Genomic DNA, 18,594 nt, shown 5'->3' on the forward strand with positions numbered 1-18,594 from the left:
GTGGTGCAACCGCTCGAGAGGGTTTTCGGGTGGCGTGGAGGCGGGGCGGCAATCCCTATGTCTTGTCGCAATTCCGGACGGAAAACCGCTTCACACCTTTCTTGAAATTGCTCTATTTCAACTCAAGCAGCCGTTCCAGATAACTGCGTTCGATATCGGGGCTGAGCGCGTTGCCGAGCCGCTTGCGGATCGCTTCCAGAATCTGACGGGCACGCTGCACGTCGATCTCGTCGGGCACCTTCACTGAATCGCCGAAGTCGGGACCCTGGCTGGCGCGCGGCCGGCCGAGCGGATCACGATCGGCGTTCTGCTGGCGACCGCCTTTCTCGCTGCCGCCCTCGTCGCCTTGCATGGCCTGCATCTGCTTCATCATGTCCTTGGCGCCCCTGCGCAGCGCTTCCAGCGCCCGGCCCTGATGGCCGACGGCCGCATCGCCTTCGCCCTCGCCGAGCGCCTGTTCGGCATTGCCCATCGACTTGCCGGCCTCGCCAAATCCTTCGTTGGGCTGCATGCCCATGCCTTCAAGCCCCTTCTTTAGCTGCTCGAGATCGCTTTTCAGCTGGCCCTGACCTTGCTGCAACTGCTTCAGCGCATCGGCGAATTCCTGCGGTGTCATCGGCTTCGGCTGGCCGTCCTCGTTCGGCTTGCCGTTTTCGCCGGATTGACCTTGTTGCTCGTCCTGGCCGAGCTGTTCGTCGCGGTTCTGTCCGCGCTGGCGTTCGCCGCGCTGCATCTGGTCCATGCGGAAGGTATCGTTCATCATCTCCTGCTGGCGGCGTAGGATATCGCCGAGCTTGTCCATCTGCTGGCGCATCTCGCTGTCCTGCTGGCCGCCTTGCTGCTGCCGGCCAGCCTGCAGATTGTTCATCATGTCCTGAAGTTGCGACAGCAATTCCTGCGCCTTGTCGCGATCGCCCGACTTCGCCAGATTCTCGATCTGGTCCATCATGCGGTCGATATCGCTCTGGCGCAGTTCCTGCCCGTTCTGCTGCATCTGCGGAGCGTTGGGATTCTGCTTGGCGCGCTCCGCGAATTCCTGCAGGAACTGGTTCATCGCCTCGCGCAGTTCCTTCATCGCCTTTTCGATTTCAGCGTCGCTGGCGCCATTCTTGATGGCGTCCTGCAGTGCCTGCTGCGCCTGGCGCAGCCGCTTTTCCGCAGCCGAGAGATTGCCTTCCTCGATGCCGAGCGCAATTTCCCAGAGATAGGAGACCTCGTTGCGCAATTGATCGTCGCTGTCGGCCATCTTCAGCCGGCTGCGGGCGCTCATGATGGCGAGGTAGTGGGACATGTTGTCGAATGTGTCTTCCGGCCGCAGCGTGATGGCGTCCATCAGGTCGAGCACGCGCGGCTTGGTATTGGTGTCGAGCGCGAGCAGGCGGCGCTGCTCGATCACGGCCCGTGCCAGCGGATTGGCGAATGGCCGCTCAGGCATCAGCAGCGTCTTGGTTTCGCTCGATGCGGTGTGGCCGGCGTCGTCCGTGGTAACCAGCGTCAGCTTGATTTTGCTGCCGGCCCAAACGTGCTCAGTCAGGTCCTTGGAGGTCCTGGCGGCATTCGACTTGCCGCCGCGGCGCGGCAGCGAAAGCGGCATTTCGGGCGGACCATAGAGCGGATGGGCATTCGGTGCCTGTTGATCGGCAAGCGCGAAAACCCCCTTGGCGGTGGCGGCGCCATAGTCGTCGTCGATCTGGTAGTTGAGTTCGACGGCGCCGTTGGCGGCGCGCTTCGGCTCGCCGACGAAGCGGATCTGCGGCGGCTTGTCGGCTATGACCGCGAAGGCCCAGCGGCCGAGCTGATCCTCGCCCGACGTCAGCGTCAGCGTGCCGTCGCCGGTCAGCTTGCCGGTGAACTGGCGTATCTTGGACGGTGTTGCCGGGCTTGCCGCAGGCTTGGCCGTGGCGGCGGCCTGCGGGCCAGCCGGGTCGATGGCGCGGGAATTGCCACTCTTGTCGGCGTAGGCAAGCGTTTCCTCGCCCGAACCGCCGGTCACGCGCAACGAAACATCGCTGCCTTCGGGAATTGTGAAGGTCGGGGTCGCCTGATTGGCGTCGGCCGTCAGGAAGATCGGCGGCTTGCCGGTGTAGGCCGGTGGCGTCACCCAGGCGTCGATGCGCGGCGGCACGGCATCATGCGCGCCATGGGCTTTGAACCCGTCGCTGATCCTGCCGCCCGTCGGCCCGAAGGAGAAGGCGAAGGCGGTAACGAGCAAAAGTGCTGCCACCGCGCGCAGCCCCCAAGGGTCGCGTTCCGGCACGCGCGTGCGCGGCAGGTCGGCGCCGAGGCTGTCGAGCCTTCCGGCCATGCGCTTCTGGTGCTCGCGCCAGAGCGCCTGCGAGAAGCTGCTTTCCCTGCCGCTAGGCCGGTCGGTCTGCACCAGCACCGGGCTGTGCAGCAATTGATTGGCCGCCTCGATGCGGCGGTCGATTTCGGCGGCACCAGGGATGCGCAAGAAACGCAGCGGGTAGAGCGCGGCCAGTGCCGCGATCGCGAAGGCGGCGACAAGGCCGATGCGCGCCATATCCGGCAGCCGGGTGAAGATACCGAGCCATGAGGCGCTGAGGAACAGGCTGGCGACGATGACGAGCGGAAGCAGCAACGGCCAGCCACGCTCGACCATCATCGAGACCCGCGTCGCCAGCCGGCTCAAGGCGAGGCGCGAGGCCAGGCCGCGGTTGCCGTTGAAGGTGGGTCGTTGCGTCATCGGCCCTTCCTCCTATTTCATCCCGAAAGGACCGGGATGGGACTCTGTCTCCTGCATGATCTGTCCGGAAACCGGATTCCCTTTTGGGGTCATGCTGTGGGCGGGCAGGATAGCCCAAGCCTCACGACTCGAAGAATACCAGCAAACACGGCAAAGGCGAGGCAGTTTGCGAAAACGTGAAGGCCGCCGTTATAGTTCCACCGGTTGCAGTCAGAAAGTTGCGGGGTTGGCATTTGCCCCGCAGACCAGCACCGCGACGCGTTCGCCCGGCACCGGCGCATAGCGGCCGGACAGGATCGCGGCAAAGGCGGCGGCGCCACCCGGCTCGGAGATGATGCGCACCCGGTTCCACAGCGCCTTTTGCGCGGCGATGATGTCGTCGTCGCTGACCAGGATCGAGCGTTCGACAAAGGCCTCGGCGATCGGGAACATCATCTCGCCGACACGCTTTGGTGCCAGCGAATCGGCGGCGATGCCCTCGGCTGGCGCATCGACGGGGTGTCCGGCTTCAAACGCCCGGTAAAGCGTCGGTGCCCCCTCCGGCTCGACGGCGACGATGCGGATGCGGCCGGCAAACCAGGCAGCGATGCCGCCGATCAAGCCGCCGCCGCCGACAGCGACCAGCAGCGTGTCGATGTCGGGCAAATCGCCCTCGATTTCCAGCCCGAGCGTGCCCTGGCCGATCAGCGTCTCCTGCTGGTTGAAGGCATGGATCTGCAAGGCGCCGGTTTCCTCGGCGAAGCGTTCGCTGGCGGCCAGTGCCTCGGCATAGCGGGCGCCGCCGACAATCAGATCGGCGCCGTAGGAGCGGATCCGCTCCAGTTTGGCCGGCGGGCTCACTTCTGGAACGAAGATGGTCGCCTTGTGGCCAAGCCGCATGGCGGCATAGGCGACGGCAGCACCATGGTTGCCGCCCGACGCAGCGACGACGCCGGCCTTGGGAACCGGCCGTTCCAGGAGATTGGTGAAGGCGCCGCGTGCCTTGAACGAGCCGGAATGCTGCAGGCATTCGAGCTTCAGGTCGATCGTCAGCGGCGGCCGGTCGAAGTCGGCCATGTCGACGCGCAGCACCGGTGTGTGCCTGATATAGGGGCGGATGCGCGGTTCCATCGCGGCAATGCGCTCGCGTGTGACGGTGTTGCCGTTCCTCATGATCTGCTCCTGTGACGGGCAACTGTATTTCCGGCGCCTCTATGCGAGCCAATCGGGCACGGAATCCAGCCCGATCAGGTCGTCATAGGTCAGGCGCGGACGCACGATGTGGAAGCGGTCGCCATCAACCAGCACCTCCGGCACCAGCAGGCGAGTGTTATAGGTGCCGGCCTGCACCGCGCCATAGGCGCCGGCGGTGAAGACAGAAATCAGGTCGCCGGCCTTCAGCCTGGGCAGATCGCGGTCGAGCCCGATATAGTCGCCGGTCTCGCAGACCGGGCCGACCACGTCGACCATCATGCGTGGCGCGTCGGCCGGCGGCTGCACGACCGGACGGATGTCGTGGAAAGCATCGTAGAGCGTCGGCCGGATGAGATCGTTCATGGCGGCGTCGACGACCAGGAAGTTCTTGGCGTCGCCTTCCTTCACGAAGATCACCGCGGAGACCAGGATGCCGGCATTGCCTGATATCAGCCGGCCCGGCTCGAACATCACCTTAAGCCCAAGCTTGCCGACATGCTTCCTGACGATCTGGGCATAGGCATCGGGGAGCGGCGGCGGGTTGTTGTCGACGCGGTAGGGAATGCCGAGGCCGCCGCCGAGATCGATATGCTCGATGGCGTGGCCGTCAGTGCGCAGCGCGCCGACCAGATCGACAAGCAGGGCAAAGGCGTCATCGAAAGGCTGCAACTCGGTGATCTGGCTGCCGATATGGGTGTCGATGCCGGTGATCTTGATGCCGGGAAGCGTTGCCGCGCGGGCATAGACCTGACGTGCCTTCTGCCACGGGATGCCGAACTTGTTCTCGGCCTTGCCGGTGGAAATCTTCTTGTGGGTCTTGGCGTCGACGTCGGGATTGATGCGCAGCGAGATCGGCGCCACCTTGCCCAGCGTCGCGGCTCGTGCCGACAGCAGTTCGAGTTCCGGCTCGGATTCGACGTTGAAGCAGAGGATGCCGGCGGCAAGGGCAAAGTCCATTTCGCGTGCGGTCTTGCCGACGCCCGAAAACAGGATCTTGCCTGCCGGGATGCCGGCGGCCAGCGCCCGGCGCAATTCCCCTTCCGAAACCACGTCGGCGCCGGCGCCGAGCCTGGCCAGCGTCCGCAGGACGGCCTGGTTGGAATTGGCCTTCATGGCGTAGCAGACCAGCGCGTCGAGCCCGGCAAAGGCCTGCGCGAACACCCGGTAGTGCCTGGTCAAGGTGGCCGTCGAATAGCAGTAGAACGGCGTGCCGACCTGTGCGGCGATATCGGGGATCGCCACGTCCTCGGCATGGAGCACGCCGTCGCGGTAGTCGAAATGGTTCACGAGAATGGTTCCGGGAAGTTGGAGCGCGATGAGATCGGGTTTAGAAGGACCAAACCCAGCCTCATCGGTTCTAGATCAGCGGGTCAAGGATGAACTTCTTGTCCACGACCGGTTTTTCCGGCTCCGGAGGTACAGGCTGGTGCGCTTTCGAGGCATCCTTGCGCGCTTGCACGGCTGCCTCATAGGGCGTGTCGAGACCGCCCCTCCTGCCGCAGGCCGAAACGGCCGCGATCGCCGCCAGAAGCGTAAGCGTCACCAAAATCCTGCTTCCGGTCATCGATCCATCCGTCCGAAACGTTTGCCAGCCGCCGCTTTTAGCCGAGTTCTCGGTGTATTGCACCCCGGGATATTGCTGGTTGCAATATCAGGGATATTGCTGGTCGCAATAGCCCGGAGATATTGCTGGTCGCAGTAGCCGGCATCACGCTTTCGCCAGTCGCTTTTTCCAGGTGCGGATCTGTTTCCTCACCTCCGATGGCGCGGTGCCGCCGAAACTGGTGCGGCTCTTGACCGAGTTCTGCACCGCCAGCACCGAAAAAATGTCGGCCGTAATGCCGGGATTGATCGACTGCAAATCCTCCAGCGAGAGCTTCTCCAGCCCAATCTTCTTCTCTTCAGCCAGCGCCACCGCCCGGCCGGTGACATGATGCGCCTCGCGGAACGGCAGGCCGAGCGTGCGCACCAGCCAGTCGGCAAGGTCGGTGGCTGTCGCGTGGCCGGAGCCGGCGGCTTTCTTCATCGCGGCCGCGTTGACCGCCATGTCCGAAACCATGCCGGTCATGGCGGCCAGCATCAGGTCCAGCGTCTCGGCGGCATCGAACACCGATTCCTTGTCTTCCTGCATGTCCTTGCCATAGGTCAAGGGCATGCCCTTCATCACCGTCAGCAGGCCGACGAGATGGCCGGTGACGCGGCCGGTCTTGCCGCGCACCAGTTCGGCGGCGTCGGGGTTCTTCTTCTGCGGCATGATCGAGGAGCCGGTGGAAAACGAGTCCGACAGCCTGACGAAGCCGAACTGCGGCGTTGACCAGATGATGATCTCCTCGGCCAGCCGCGACAGATGCGTGGCGCAGATCGCCGCCATGCCGAGGAACTCCAGCGCGAAATCGCGATCAGAGACGCTGTCCAACGAATTGCGCATCGGCTCGCGGAAGCCGAGCGCCTTGGCGGTGCGGTGGCGGTCGATCGGGAAGCTGGTGCCGGCGAGGGCTGCGGCACCGAGCGGGCTTTCGTCCATCCGCTCGATCGCATCGCGCACGCGCGACAGGTCACGCGAAAACATTTCGACGTAGGCCATGCAGTGATGGCCGAAGGTCACCGGTTGCGCAGCCTGCATATGGGTAAAGCCCGGCATCACCGTCGCGGCATGCTCCTCGGCCCGCTCCAGCAGCGCCCTGATCAGCCCCTTCAATGCCTCGGCGACGCGAAAGCACTCGTCCTTGACCCACAGTCTCAAGTCGACCGCCACCTGGTCGTTGCGCGAGCGTGCGGTGTGCAGCCGGCCGGCGGCCGGGCCGATCAGGTCGGCAAGGCGGGCCTCGATGTTCATGTGGATGTCTTCGAGCCGGGTCGAGAACTCGAAGCTCCCGGCCTCGATCTCTTTCAGGATCGTGTTCAGCCCGAGAGCGATTTTTTCTTGATCGGCCGCCGAAATAATGCCCGTCTGCGCCAGCATCTCGCTATGGGCGATCGAGCCTTTGATGTCCTGCGCATAGAGTTTGCGGTCGAAGGAGATCGACGCGTTGATCGCTTCCATGATCGCGGCCGGACCCGAGGCAAAACGTCCGCCCCACATCTGGTTGCTGGTCTTCTTGTCGCTCATGGCTATAACCCGTGCTTCGGAGCAGTTCTGAGAAAATGGCAGACGGTAATAAATTCTTCCCGGCCCCGCGCCTGATCCTCGCCGCCTTGGTGGCGGGCGCGCTGGCCGGCGTGGTCGCGGTATATGTCAGCGAGAGCCGGTCTGGCAACAATGCACCGGCACAAGCTGCCGTCGACGACAGCAAGGATGACGTCGCCTGCGCCGCCAAGAGCGACCGCGCCAAGAAGATCGCGGCCTCGGCCACTGGTGAAGTCGCAGCGCTTTTGCCGGCCGATCCGCCGCAATCCTTGAAAAGCCTCGCCTTCAATGGTCCGGACGGGAAGGCGATGACGCTTGCCGACCATGCCGGCAAGACGGTGCTGCTCAATTTGTGGGCGACATGGTGCGCGCCGTGCCGCGCCGAAATGCCGGCGCTCGATGCACTGCAGAAGGAAAAGGGCAGCGACGCATTTCAGGTGGTCGCCGTCAATGTCGATGCCGGCGACGATGTGAAGCCGAAGAAGTTCCTCAGCGATACCGGCGTCGCGACGCTCGGCTACTACCGGGATTCGACGATGGCGCTGTTCAACGACCTCAAGAAGCGCGGCCTGGCGCTCGGCCTTCCCGTCACCATGCTGATCGACGGCGAGGGCTGCCTGCTCGCCCATATGAACGGCCCGGCCGAATGGTCGGGGCCGGATGCCAGGCGGCTGGTCGAGACGGTGCTCAAACCCGAAAGCCTTTAGAGCAACTCACCGTTTCACGGCTGCGGCGGCTGTAATCAGCTTTGTCGTGCCCGAAAGCCAGCTTGGCGGAGCCCGGTCCTGAAGACGGTTCCTGCCCTGTTCGTTGTCGCGCTAAGTCGGCTAACGCCATTGCTTTGCCGTAGTCTGTTACGGGGAGGCGAGCATTGCTTCAGCCAGAGATGAAGTTCATCGATCTGCAACAAAGCCGTTGTCTGATTGTCATGAGCGACACATATTGCCTGTGCGGGAGTGCCCCTTTCGCCAATGACAAACGGGAGATGAAACATGAAGTCCTTCGGCTTCGCGGCCGGTGTTGCCGCCACCTTTACGCTGCTTTCCTCAACCTCCGCTTTTGCTGTCACGCAGATCAGTTGGTGGCACGCCATGACTGGCGCCAATGCCGAGGTCGTCGACAAGATCTCCAAAGATTTCAATGCCAGCCAGAGCGATTATGAGCTCGTTCCGGTGTTCAAGGGCACGTATCCCGAGACGCTGAATGCCGGCATCGCCGCCTACCGCGCCGGCCAGGCGCCCGACATTATCCAGGTGTTCGACGTCGGCACCGGCGTGATGATGGCAGCCGAAGGCGCAATCAAGCCGGCAGCCGATGTATTGACCAGCGCTGGAATGACCTTCGACAAGAGCCAATACCTGCCAGGCATCGTCGGCTATTATTCAAAGCCGGACGGCACCATGCTGTCCTTCCCCTACAACTCCTCTTCGCCGATCCTTTATTACAACAAGGATATCTTCCAGAAGGCGGGCCTCGACGTAGACAGCCCACCGAGGACCTGGAAGGAAGTGTGGGAAGATGCCAAGAAGATCAAGGCGAGCGGTGCTGCTTCTTGCGGCTACACCTCGACCTGGCTGACCTGGATCCATCTGGAGAATTTCGCTGCCTGGAATGATGTGCCATGGGCCACCCAGCAGAACGGTCTGGCCGGCGGCGATGTCGAACTCAAGATCAATGCGCCGATTTTCGTCAATCACTTCCAGGCGCTCGCAGACCTCGCCAAGGACGGCACCTTCAAATATGGCGGGCGCACCTCCGAAGCCAAGCAGATCTTCCTTGCTGGCGAATGCGGGATCATGACCGAATCCTCGGGAGGTCTCGGCGATATCGTCAAGTCCGGGATAAATTACGGCATCGGCCAATTGCCCTATGACAGCGACGCCAAGGGCGCACCGCAGAACACGACGCCGGGCGGCGCCAGCCTGTGGGTTTTCGCGGACAAATCCGACGAGGAATACAAGGGCGTCGCGGCCTTCTTCGCCTACCTGTCGAAGACTGATGTGCAGGAATACCTGCACCAGAAGTCGGGTTACCTGCCCGTAACGCTCGCCGCCTACGAAGCGACCAAGAAATCCGGTTTCTATGACAAGAACATCGGTCGCGAGACGCCGATCCTGCAGATGACGGGTAAGGCGCCGACCGACAATTCGAAGGGCGTACGTCTGCCGAATCTGCCGCAGGTGCGCGATATCCAGAACGAGGAGTTCGAGAAGATGCTGGCCGGCCAGCAAACTGCCCAGTAGGCGCTCGACAATGCGGTTGCGCGTGGCAACGCCGCGATCAAGGAAGCGCTGGGGAATTAAAGCGAGCGCAAAGTCCTTGTTCCACAGCGCACCCACCGTCCTGTCAGGGATCTCCCCCTCCAGGGTCCCTGAGAGGGGGAGATTTGCTGTGATTTCGCCAATTGTCGATGCTGCCGAATCTGAAACGTCCATCAATGCCATCATTGACAGAGAAGGGCACCATATGGTGCCACCCGACTAACCAGCCCGGAGTGGCTCCTTGACCCCTCGCGTCGTCTTTCCCAACAAGGTCCTCCCCTACCTCTTGGTGGCACCGCAACTAGCGATCACGCTCGTCTTTTTCTACTGGCCGGCCGGTCAGGCTTTCTATCAGTCCATGCTCAGGCAGGATCCGTTCGGACTGAGGACCAGGTTCGTCTGGTTCGCCAATTTCAGGAAGGTGCTTGCCGATCCGGCCTACCTCAACTCGATCAAGGTCACGGTGGTGTTTTCCCTTGCGACCGCTATCGTCGCCATGTGCGTGGCGCTCCTGCTTGCGGTGATGGCAGAGAAGGTGGTGCGCGGCAAAGGTCTTTACCGCACACTCTTGATCTGGCCCTACGCGGTGGCGCCGGCGATTGCCGGTATGCTGTGGCTGTTCCTCTTCAACCCGTCGATCGGGTCGCTGGCCTACATGCTGAGGAGTTTCGGCATCGCTTGGGATCCGCTGCTCAACGGCACCGATGCCATGATCCTGCTGGTGTCCGCCGCTGCCTGGAAGCAGATCAGCTATAATTTCCTGTTCTTCGTCGCCGGCCTGCAGGCGGTGCCGAAAACTCTGATCGAGGCGGCGGCCATGGACGGCGCCGGCGAGACCAAGCGCTTCTGGACCATCGTCTTTCCGCTGCTTGCGCCGACGACCTTCTTCCTGCTGGTCGTCAACACCGTCTATGCCCTGTTCGACACGTTCGGCATCGTTCATGCCGTCACTGGCGGCGGGCCGGGCAGGACGACCGAGACGCTGGTCTACAAGGTCTACAATGACGGCTTCGTCAATCTGATCCTCGGTGACTCCGCAGCGCAGTCGGTCATCCTGATGATCATCGTCATCTCGCTCACCGCCATCCAGTTCCGCTACGTGGAACGCAAAGTCCATTACGGCTGAGGGCAGCGATGATCGGTCAGTCCTCGACTCGCATTTTCCTCGCCCATGCCGTGCTCATCCTCGGCATATTGATCGTCGCCTTCCCGATCTACTACACATTCGTTGCCTCGACGCAGACGCTGCAAACGATCCTTAAGCCGCCATTGCCGCTCCTGCCCAGCGATCAGTTCTGGAACAATTACACCGAAGCGCTGTTTGGCGGTGTCGGCCGCATCGGCGGCGTCAGCGTCGGCAGGCTGCTGCTCAACACCACGGTCATGGCGCTCGGCATCGCGGTGGGGAAGATTTTCATCTCTATCCTGTCGGCCTATGCGATCGTGTTCTTCCGTTTTCCGCTGCGGATGGTCTTCTTCTGGCTGATCTTCATCACCCTGATGCTTCCTGTTGAGGTGCGCATCCTGCCCACCTACAAGGTGATGGTCGATCTCGGCATGATCGACACCTATGCCGGCCTGATCATCCCGCTGATTGCCTCGGCTACCGCCACATTACTGTTTCGGCAGTTTTTCATGACCATTCCAGGTGAACTGGTGGAGGCGGCGCGTGTCGACGGTGCGGGGCCATGGCGCTTCTTCTTCGATATCCTGTTGCCCTTGTCGCGGACAAACATCGCGGCGCTGTTCGTCATCCTCTTCATCTATGGCTGGACACAGTATCTATGGCCGTTGCTTGTCACCAACAGCAACAACATGAATACGATCGTCATCGCGCTCAGGAAGATGGTCTCCTTCGCCGATGCCGATACGCAATGGCACCTGGTCATGGTCACAGCGATGCTGGCCATCGTGCCGCCGATCCTGGTCGTGGTGCTGATGCAACGCTGGTTCGTTCGCGGCCTAGTCGATTCCGAAAAGTGAGAAGCTGATGGCGACCGTCGATCTGAAGGACGTTAAGAAGGTCTACCCGAGCGGCTTCGAGGCCGTGAAGGGGGTTTCCATCGCCGTTCCCGACAAGGAGCTTTGCGTGCTGGTCGGCCCATCCGGCTGCGGCAAGTCCACGCTGCTCAGAATGATCGCTGGGCTCGAAACCATCTCCTCGGGAACGGTTGCGATCGACGGCAAGATCGTCAACTCCATCGGCCCGACCGAGCGTGACATCGCCATGGTGTTCCAGAATTATGCGCTCTACCCGCATATGAAGGTCTACGACAATATGGCCTACGGGTTGCGCAACCGCGGCACGCCGAAAGACGAGATCGACAGTCGGGTCCGCTCGACGGCGAAAGTGCTGGAACTCTCGACACTGCTCGACAGACGCCCACGCGAGTTGTCCGGCGGCCAGCGCCAGCGGGTCGCCATGGGCCGCGCCATTGTGCGCAACCCGCGGGTTTTCCTGTTCGACGAGCCGCTCTCCAATCTCGATGCCAAATTGCGCGGCCAGATGCGGGTCGAGATCAAGAACCTGCAGCGCTCGCTTGGCGTCACGTCGGTCTATGTCACCCACGACCAGCTCGAGGCGATGACGCTGGCCGACATCCTCGTCGTCATGAATGCCGGACTGGTCGAGCAGATGGGGGCGCCGCTCGACGTCTACGAGAAACCGGCTTCGACGTTCGTCGCTTCCTTCATCGGCGCGCCGCCAATGAATCTCCTGGCGTTGACTGGGGGCTCCTCGGGCCCGATGCTAGCTGACGGCTCGGCGATTGCTTTCGCGCCTGAGCAGGCAAGACCCGCGACAGTCGGTTTTCGGCCCGAGGATGCCGACGTTACCTTCAATGCGGAGGCGCCGTCCGGCGCACTCGTCCTGCCGGCGCTGGTCGCGGCCGTCGAACCGGTAGGTGCCGAGAGTTTTCTTCACTGCGCCGCAGGCGGCAGCAGCATCATCGTGCGTGTCGCTGGTCGCGCCACCGCTACGGTCGGCAATCAGTTGCGCGTGGTTGCCAAGGCAGAAAAGCTGCATTGGTTCGATCACACCGGAAAGCGCGTCGGCTAGTCCGAACGATATGTCCTACGCTCCGCGCGTCGGCGTTCAGGCAAAGACATGCGCCTTTCCCGACACGGTCAGCCGGACGATCTCGCCGACCGCCGGCGCGTCCATGCCTGGTTTGCGCAGCACCAGCGGCGTGTTGCCGATCGCGGCCGCATCGGGCGGATCCGCATTGTTCAAGAGCCGAACCGCGATCGTGCACATCGAGCCGGCGAATTCCGATTCCGTCACTTCGCCGAACAGCATGTCCGAAGTGCCCGACATGCCCTCGCGCGACGTTCTTTTCAGCGCGATCTGCTCCGGCCGCAGCATGATGCGGGCAACATCGCGGCTGTCGTTGGTGTCGACCGCTATGCGGCCGAGCGGCGAGCTGGCGAAGCCAGCGGATATCTTTGCCGGCAGGATGATGGCGTCGCCGAGGAACTCGGCGATCATCCTGTCCTTCGGCTTGAAATAGAGTTCGCGCGGCGTACCGACCTGCGAGAACTTGCCATCGCGCATCACCGCGACCTGACTGGCGAAGGACAGCGCTTCGGCCTGGTCGTGCGTCACCAGAATGGTGGTGATGCCGGCGGTTTCCAGAAGCTCGGCCACTGCCTTGCGCATCGAGGCGCGCAGGCCGGTGTCGAGCGCCGAGAACGGCTCGTCAAGAAGCATCAGCCTGGGTTTCATCGCCATGGCGCGGGCCAGCGCCACGCGCTGCTGCTGGCCGCCGGAGAGTTCGTGCGGGCGGCGTTTGAGGATCGCCTTGTCGAGCCCGACGATATAGGCGAGTTCGACGATGCGCTCAGTGCGCTTTTCTTCGCCGCGCGCCATGCCGAAGCCGATATTGTCGCCGATGGTCAGATGCGGGAACAGAGCGCCGTCCTGCGCCACCACGCCGATGCCGCGGCGATGTGCCGGCACGGCACCGTCACCATTGGCCAGGACCTCGCCGTCGAGCATGATGCGGCCCCGATCCGGGGCCTCGAAGCCGGCGATCAGCCGCAGCAGGGTCGTCTTGCCGCAGCCCGATGGGCCGACAATCGCCGTGCGGCTGCCACTGGCGACGCTGAGGTCGACGCCGGCAAGCGCCGCGACCGGGCCGTAATGCTTGTGCAGGCCGCTGATCTCGAGAAAGCTCATCGTCCGGCCATCCGTTTCGACTGGACATAAAGCAGCCAGGTCAAGGGAAGCGACATGGCCACCATGATGAAGGCGTAAGGTGCCGCAGAGGCATAATCAATCTCGCCGCTATAGGACCAGAACGCCATCGCCAGCGTGCGGGTGCCGTTCGGCGCCAGCATCTGGGTGGCGGTCAGTTCGTTCATGATGCCGAGCGCCACGAGCGCCATGCCGGCTGCTGCACCTGGCGCCGACAGGCGGATCGTGGTCGACCACAGCGCCTGCAGCGGCGGCCGGCCGAGGCTGGAAGCTGCGCGTTCGAGTTCGACAGGTGCCTGCGCGATCGACGCGCGCAGGCTGACCAGCGCGCGCGGCAGGAACATCAGCGCATAGGCCATCAGGATGGTGAATAGGGTCTGGTAGAGCGGAAACGCGATGCGCACTGTGATGGTGACCAGCGCCAGCGCAATGACGACCCCCGGCAACGAGCCGACGATGTAATTGCAGCCCTCCAGCAGGCGCTGCAATGGCCCCGGCGCGCGGATCGAGATCCAGGCCATCGGCATGGCGGCGACCGTGGCGAGCAATGCGCCGGCGAGCGCCAGGAACAGCGTTTGGCCAAGCGCCAGCCCTATCTCGTCGAAGCACCAGACAGCGGCGCCGCCGGCGGCAAGCCAGCCGCCGATGGTGACGAACGGCACGCCAAGCGCCAGCAGCGTGGTGACGACAAGCAAGGCCAGGCAAGGTCCGGTGGCCCGTCCGAGGCTTGTGCGCTGCTGATAGCGCGCGGCGCCCGAGCCGACGCGGGCATAGCGCTCCTCGCCGCGCACCAGCACTTCGAGGCCGAGCAGCACGAAACAGCAGCTTACCAGTACGCCGGCCAGCATGTTGGCGGCCGGCCCGTTGAAGGTCGACTGGAATTGGTCGACGATCGCCGTGGTGAAGGTGTCGAAGCGGATGAAGACATAGAGGCCGTACTCAGCCAGCAGATGCAGACCGACCAGCAGCGAGCCGCCGCAGATCGCGAGCCGCAATTGCGGCAGCACGACACGCCAAAACACGCGCCGGGGCCCAAGGCCGAGTGCGGCGGCGGCATCCTCAAGGGCGGGATCGAGACGGCGCAGCGCCGCCGACACCGGCAGATACAGGAGCGGGAAATAGGCGATCACGGAAATCAGGACGCCGGCCCACAGGCCGTGCAGTCCTGGCACCATGGTGATCCAGGCATAGCTGTGCACGAAAGCGGGAATGGCGAGCGGCGCCACGCACAGCCACGCCCAGAACCGGGCGCCCGGCAGGTTGCTGCGCTCGGTCAGCCAGGCCAGTGCAACCGACAGCACGATGGTGATCGGTACGCAGAGCAGCACCAGCAGGACCGTGTTGACCAGAAGCTCGCCGACACGTGGCCGGAAGACCAGCGCCGAGACGGTTTCCCAGCCGGTCTGCACTGCGATCCAGATGATGAAGGCAAGCGGCAGAAGCGCCAGCAGCGCAACGAAGATAGCGACGATGACCAGCCAAAGCGGTACGCGCCGCCGAGACCTTCGGCCTGTGCCCGAAGGCAGGCCCGAGCGCGCAAGATCGACCGCAGACTGCATCAGGTCAGACGCCACGCCGTTGGCGCTCAGCGGCAGCAACAGAAGGACCGCGGTCGCGGTCGGGAACACAGCGTGTCGTCATCGACGAATGCCATCTCGAAAAACAAAATCACTCCCGCGGAAGGCGAATTCCCGCGGGAGCGTGGTCGGTTGTCCTTTTAGGAGGAATGCCAACTAAAGCAAGCCGGCTGCCGTCATCAGGTCGGTGACTTTCTTGGAGTTCAGCCTCGTGGCATCGACCTTTGGCGCCTGCAGATCGGCGAGCGGTACCAGCTTCGGGTTGGACTCCGCACCCTTGCCGACCGCGTATTCGAAGGAATCACCGGTCTTCAGCACGTCCTGGCCGCCCTTGCCGGTCACCCATTTCAGGAAGGCCTGGGCTTCCTTCGGATGCTTGCTCGAAGCCAGCACACCGCCACCGGAGATCGAAACGAATGCGCCCGGATCCTGGTTCTTGAAATAGTGCAACGCGACATTCTTGCTGTTTTCGCCGGTCTTGGCCTGATCGCCGAAATAGTAATAATGGTAGATCACGCCGCCTTCGATTTCGCCGGCGTTGACCGCCTTCATCACCGTGCTGTTGCCCTTGTAGGCGGTGAAGTTGGTCTTCATCGCCTTCAGCCAGTCCGCCGTGGCGGCCTCGCCCTTGAGCTGAAGCAGCGCACTGACGATGGCCTGGAAATCGGCGCCCGATGGGGAAGCGGCCCAACGGCCCTTCCAGCTCGGATCCGCGAGGTCAAGCATCGACTTGGGTAGCTGGTCGGCGCTTAGCTTGGTCTTGTTATAGGCAAAGACCGTGCTGCGCGCCGCGACGCCGACCCATTTGCCGCTGGCCGGCTGATAGTCCTGGGGAACCTGGGCCAGCGTGTCGGCTTCGACCGGCGCGAACAGGCCGGCATTTTCGACCAGCACCATGGCTGGCGAGTTTTCCGTCAGGAACACGTCTGCGGGCGAAGCAGCGCCCTCGGCGACGATCTGGTTCGAGAAATCGCTGTCGCCGCCATTGCGCACGGTCACCTTGATGCCGGTCTCCTTGGTGAAGCCTTCGGCCCACGCCTTGGTCAGGCTCTCGTGCTGGGCGTTGTAAACAATGATGCCATCATCTTCCGCCATCGCCGGACCGGCGAGCAGGGTGATTGCCAGCGCGGTGGCGCCGACGAGGGTGGAAAGGGCGTATTTCATGGCATGTCCTCGTTCTGCGGGTCTTCGGTCTGTCAGGGCTGCACCTATCGATACCTGACCATGATAGTCAACATTGCTTTGCTGATTTTGATCGAGCGCCTGCAAAGTTTCGTGATTTGCCGCTAGTTTGGCTTGGACATTATTTCGCCGGCCACGTAACAAATCAGCGCCGAGACGCGAAAATCGGGGGAGTGAACTCTTGTGAGCGGCAAGAACGAGGCCGAGCTTTCCCGGCTGATGCGGGCCGCGATCGCGGGAGATGAAAGGGCCTATGCCGACTTTCTGCACCGGATTGCCGCGCTGGTGCGCGGTTTTGTCAGGCGCAAGATCGTGCAGGGCGGGGTCGATCCCGAGGATGTCGTGCAGGAAACGTTGCTGGCCATTCATGTGAAACGACATACCTGGCGCCAGGACGCGCCGGTGTTGCCGTGGATCTATGCAATCGCCCGCTTCAAGCTCATCGACGCGTTCCGGCGGCGTGGACGGCGCATCGAGGTCGATATCGACGATATCGCCGAGACATTCGCCGAGCCGGAAGCGGAAACCGTCAGCGAGCGCGACATCAACCGGGCTTTGGATGGCCTGTCGCCGGCACAGCGCTCGGTGGTCTCAGCCGTGTCGGTGGAAGGCCGCTCTATCGGAGAGACGGCGGCAAGGTTCGGTATCAGCGAGACGGCGGTGCGTGTGTCGCTGCATCGGGGACTTGCCGCGATAGCCAAGCGATTCGGGCGGGAATGACATGAGGACGGACGATCTCATCAAGGCGCTGGACGCCGATGCCGGTAGCAAGGCGATGCCGTTGCAATCGGCCTGGTGGATGGCCGCCGGTGCTGCGGCGGTGATCGCCGCCGTCGTTTTCCTGCTGACCATCGGCCCGCGCCCGGACTTCATGGCGGCCGCGCATACGATGCGTTTTCTCTCCAAGTTTGTTTTCACCATCGTGCTTGCCTTCAGTGCCTTTGCCCTGGTCCGCGACTTGTCGACGCCGGGAGCTTCGACGCGCCGGGCAATGGCCTGGATGGCCGCGGCGCCGGTGCTGGTAGCCGTGGCGGTGGTTCTGGAGCTTTTCATGGTGCCGGAGGCGCTGTGGGGCACAAGGATGGTCGGCTCCAACATGATGATCTGCATGACATTCATCCCTTTGATCGGGATCGGACCGCTTGCCATCTTCCTGTGGATGCTGCGCTACGGCGCGCCGACACGACCGGTGCTTGCAGGCGCGGTCGCGGGCCTGCTCGCCGGCGGGCTGTCGGCGACCTTCTATGCCGCGCACTGCTTCGACGATTCGCCGCTTTTCGTCGCTACCTGGTACACGATCGCGATCGCTGTACTGGCGCTACTTGGTGCGATTGGCGGGCGATTTTTCGTGCGCTGGTAGTGCGCCACCGCGATCACGGCACGTGCTCACCGATCCTTGATCATTCCGCCAACTGTTTGTCGGTCTCGATCAGAACCGGTCCCGAAAAGAGCCTGCTGCTGACGCGAATCTGATCAGCGCGTCGGAACGGGATGCTCGCCGCGATAGTCGTAGAAGCCGCGCCCGGTCTTGCGGCCGAGCCAGCCGGCCTCGACATATTTCACCAGCAGCGGGCAAGGACGGTATTTCGAATCCGACAGGCCGTCGTGCAGCACCTGCATGATCGACAGGCAGGTATCGAGACCAATGAAATCGGCAAGCTGCAGCGGCCCCATCGGATGGTTGGCGCCGAGCCGCATGGCGGTGTCGATGGCGTCGACCGAGCCGACACCCTCATAGAGCGTGTAGATCGCTTCGTTGATCATCGGCAGCAAGATGCGATTGACGATGAAGGCCGGAAAATCCTCCGAGACCGTGATCGTCTTGTCGAGCTGCTTCACAAAGGTCTTGGCCGCCTCGAAGGTCTGGTCCTCGGTGGCGATGCCGCGCACCAGTTCGACCAGCTTCATCAGCGGCACCGGGTTCATGAAATGTATGCCGATGAACCGCTCCGGCCGGTCGGTTTGCGCGGCAAGCCGCGTGATCGAGATCGACGAAGTATTGGTCGCCAGGATGGCTTCGGGATTGAGCTGCGGACAGAGCTGGGCGTAGATCTTGCGCTTGACGGTCTCGTCCTCGGTCGCCGCCTCGATCACCAGATCGGCGCCGGCAAGATCCGCCATCGCCGGCGCGGAAGAGATGCGCGCCATCGCTTCGTTGCGCACCTTCTCTTCGAGCTTGCCGGAACCCACCTGGCGAGCCATGTTGCCGCTGATGGTGGCGATGCCCTTCTCGATGCGGTCGGGCGATATATCGTAGATCAGCACCTTGTAGCCCGAAAGCGCGGAGACATGGGCGATACCTCCGCCCATCTGGCCCGCGCCGATGATACCGATCGTCTCGATCTTGCTCATTACACCGATCCCGTCAAAATGCC

Annotated in this window: 16 protein-coding genes; 7 read left to right on the forward strand and 9 right to left on the reverse strand. The window is 63.0% G+C overall.

The genetic code is table 11. The features are described from left to right. Nucleotides 1-112 precede the first annotated feature (112 nt). The 5 genes from NKJ89_RS17880 to argH form a co-directional block, all read right to left on the reverse strand. Nucleotides 113-2,704 carry a TIGR02302 family protein gene (locus NKJ89_RS17880; protein WP_352604354.1) on the reverse strand — a complete coding sequence of 864 codons (2,592 nt, stop codon included), beginning with the start codon at nt 2,702-2,704 and terminating at the stop codon, nt 113-115. 210 nt (nt 2,705-2,914) lie between these two features. Next, nucleotides 2,915-3,856 (reverse strand): threonine/serine dehydratase, encoded by a 942-nt coding sequence (locus NKJ89_RS17885; protein WP_352604356.1) that lies wholly within the window; start codon nt 3,854-3,856, stop codon nt 2,915-2,917. Nucleotides 3,857-3,895: 39 nt separating this feature from the next. Next, nucleotides 3,896-5,164: a diaminopimelate decarboxylase gene (gene lysA, locus NKJ89_RS17890; RefSeq protein ID WP_352604358.1), complete on the reverse strand. Its 1,269-nt coding sequence runs from the start codon at nt 5,162-5,164 to the stop codon at nt 3,896-3,898. A gap of 70 nt (nt 5,165-5,234) precedes the next feature. Next, on the reverse strand, nt 5,235-5,441 hold the full coding sequence (locus tag NKJ89_RS17895; protein ID WP_352604360.1) for a lipoprotein: 207 nt from the start codon (nt 5,439-5,441) through the stop codon (nt 5,235-5,237). 144 nt (nt 5,442-5,585) lie between these two features. Next, a complete protein-coding gene (argH, locus tag NKJ89_RS17900; RefSeq protein WP_352604362.1) occupies nt 5,586-6,986 on the reverse strand; it encodes an argininosuccinate lyase in 1,401 nt (466 codons plus the stop codon). A 35-nt stretch (nt 6,987-7,021) separates the two neighbouring features. Here argH and tlpA point away from each other — a divergent pair, with 35 nt between their 5' ends. The 5 genes from tlpA (at nt 7,022) to NKJ89_RS17925 (ending at nt 12,323) form a co-directional block, all read left to right on the forward strand. After that, complete coding sequence (gene tlpA, locus NKJ89_RS17905; RefSeq protein ID WP_352604364.1) at nt 7,022-7,711, forward strand: thiol:disulfide interchange protein TlpA; 690 nt, start codon at nt 7,022-7,024, stop codon at nt 7,709-7,711. A 285-nt stretch (nt 7,712-7,996) separates the two neighbouring features. Beyond that, nucleotides 7,997-9,247, forward strand: coding sequence for a sn-glycerol-3-phosphate ABC transporter substrate-binding protein UgpB (ugpB, locus tag NKJ89_RS17910; RefSeq protein WP_352604366.1), 1,251 nt, complete (start codon nt 7,997-7,999; stop codon nt 9,245-9,247). 259 nt (nt 9,248-9,506) lie between these two features. Then, complete coding sequence (ugpA, locus tag NKJ89_RS17915) at nt 9,507-10,391, forward strand: sn-glycerol-3-phosphate ABC transporter permease UgpA (RefSeq protein WP_352604368.1); 885 nt, start codon at nt 9,507-9,509, stop codon at nt 10,389-10,391. An 8-nt stretch (nt 10,392-10,399) separates the two neighbouring features. Beyond that, nucleotides 10,400-11,248, forward strand: coding sequence for a sn-glycerol-3-phosphate ABC transporter permease UgpE (gene ugpE, locus NKJ89_RS17920; protein ID WP_352604370.1), 849 nt, complete (start codon nt 10,400-10,402; stop codon nt 11,246-11,248). Nucleotides 11,249-11,255: 7 nt separating this feature from the next. Next, complete coding sequence (locus tag NKJ89_RS17925; protein WP_352604372.1) at nt 11,256-12,323, forward strand: sn-glycerol-3-phosphate import ATP-binding protein UgpC; 1,068 nt, start codon at nt 11,256-11,258, stop codon at nt 12,321-12,323. A gap of 36 nt (nt 12,324-12,359) precedes the next feature. Here the strand turns inward: NKJ89_RS17925 and NKJ89_RS17930 are convergent, their stop codons facing one another. The 3 genes from NKJ89_RS17930 to NKJ89_RS17940 form a co-directional block, all read right to left on the reverse strand. Beyond that, nucleotides 12,360-13,442: an ABC transporter ATP-binding protein gene (locus tag NKJ89_RS17930; protein ID WP_352604374.1), complete on the reverse strand. Its 1,083-nt coding sequence runs from the start codon at nt 13,440-13,442 to the stop codon at nt 12,360-12,362. Further along, nucleotides 13,439-15,019 carry an ABC transporter permease gene (locus tag NKJ89_RS17935; protein WP_352604506.1) on the reverse strand — a complete coding sequence of 527 codons (1,581 nt, stop codon included), beginning with the start codon at nt 15,017-15,019 and terminating at the stop codon, nt 13,439-13,441. The genes NKJ89_RS17930 and NKJ89_RS17935 overlap by 4 nt, the downstream gene beginning before the upstream one ends. A gap of 174 nt (nt 15,020-15,193) precedes the next feature. After that, a complete protein-coding gene (locus NKJ89_RS17940) occupies nt 15,194-16,201 on the reverse strand; it encodes an iron ABC transporter substrate-binding protein (RefSeq protein WP_352604376.1) in 1,008 nt (335 codons plus the stop codon). Nucleotides 16,202-16,402: 201 nt separating this feature from the next. Between NKJ89_RS17940 and NKJ89_RS17945 the strand changes: the two genes are divergently transcribed. Together NKJ89_RS17945 and NKJ89_RS17950 are read left to right on the forward strand one after the other, a co-directional pair. Next, nucleotides 16,403-16,939 (forward strand): sigma-70 family RNA polymerase sigma factor, encoded by a 537-nt coding sequence (locus NKJ89_RS17945; RefSeq protein ID WP_352604378.1) that lies wholly within the window; start codon nt 16,403-16,405, stop codon nt 16,937-16,939. Nucleotide 16,940: 1 nt separating this feature from the next. Then, nucleotides 16,941-17,579 carry an NrsF family protein gene (locus NKJ89_RS17950; RefSeq protein WP_352604380.1) on the forward strand — a complete coding sequence of 213 codons (639 nt, stop codon included), beginning with the start codon at nt 16,941-16,943 and terminating at the stop codon, nt 17,577-17,579. Nucleotides 17,580-17,692: 113 nt separating this feature from the next. Here NKJ89_RS17950 and NKJ89_RS17955 read toward each other — a convergent pair whose 3' ends face one another. After that, on the reverse strand, nt 17,693-18,571 hold the full coding sequence (locus tag NKJ89_RS17955) for a 3-hydroxybutyryl-CoA dehydrogenase (protein ID WP_352604382.1): 879 nt from the start codon (nt 18,569-18,571) through the stop codon (nt 17,693-17,695). Nucleotides 18,572-18,594 lie beyond the last annotated feature (23 nt).

It is taken from the genome of Mesorhizobium sp. M0047 (genome assembly GCF_040323315.1).
Classification (GTDB): Bacteria; Pseudomonadota; Alphaproteobacteria; order Rhizobiales; family Rhizobiaceae; genus Mesorhizobium.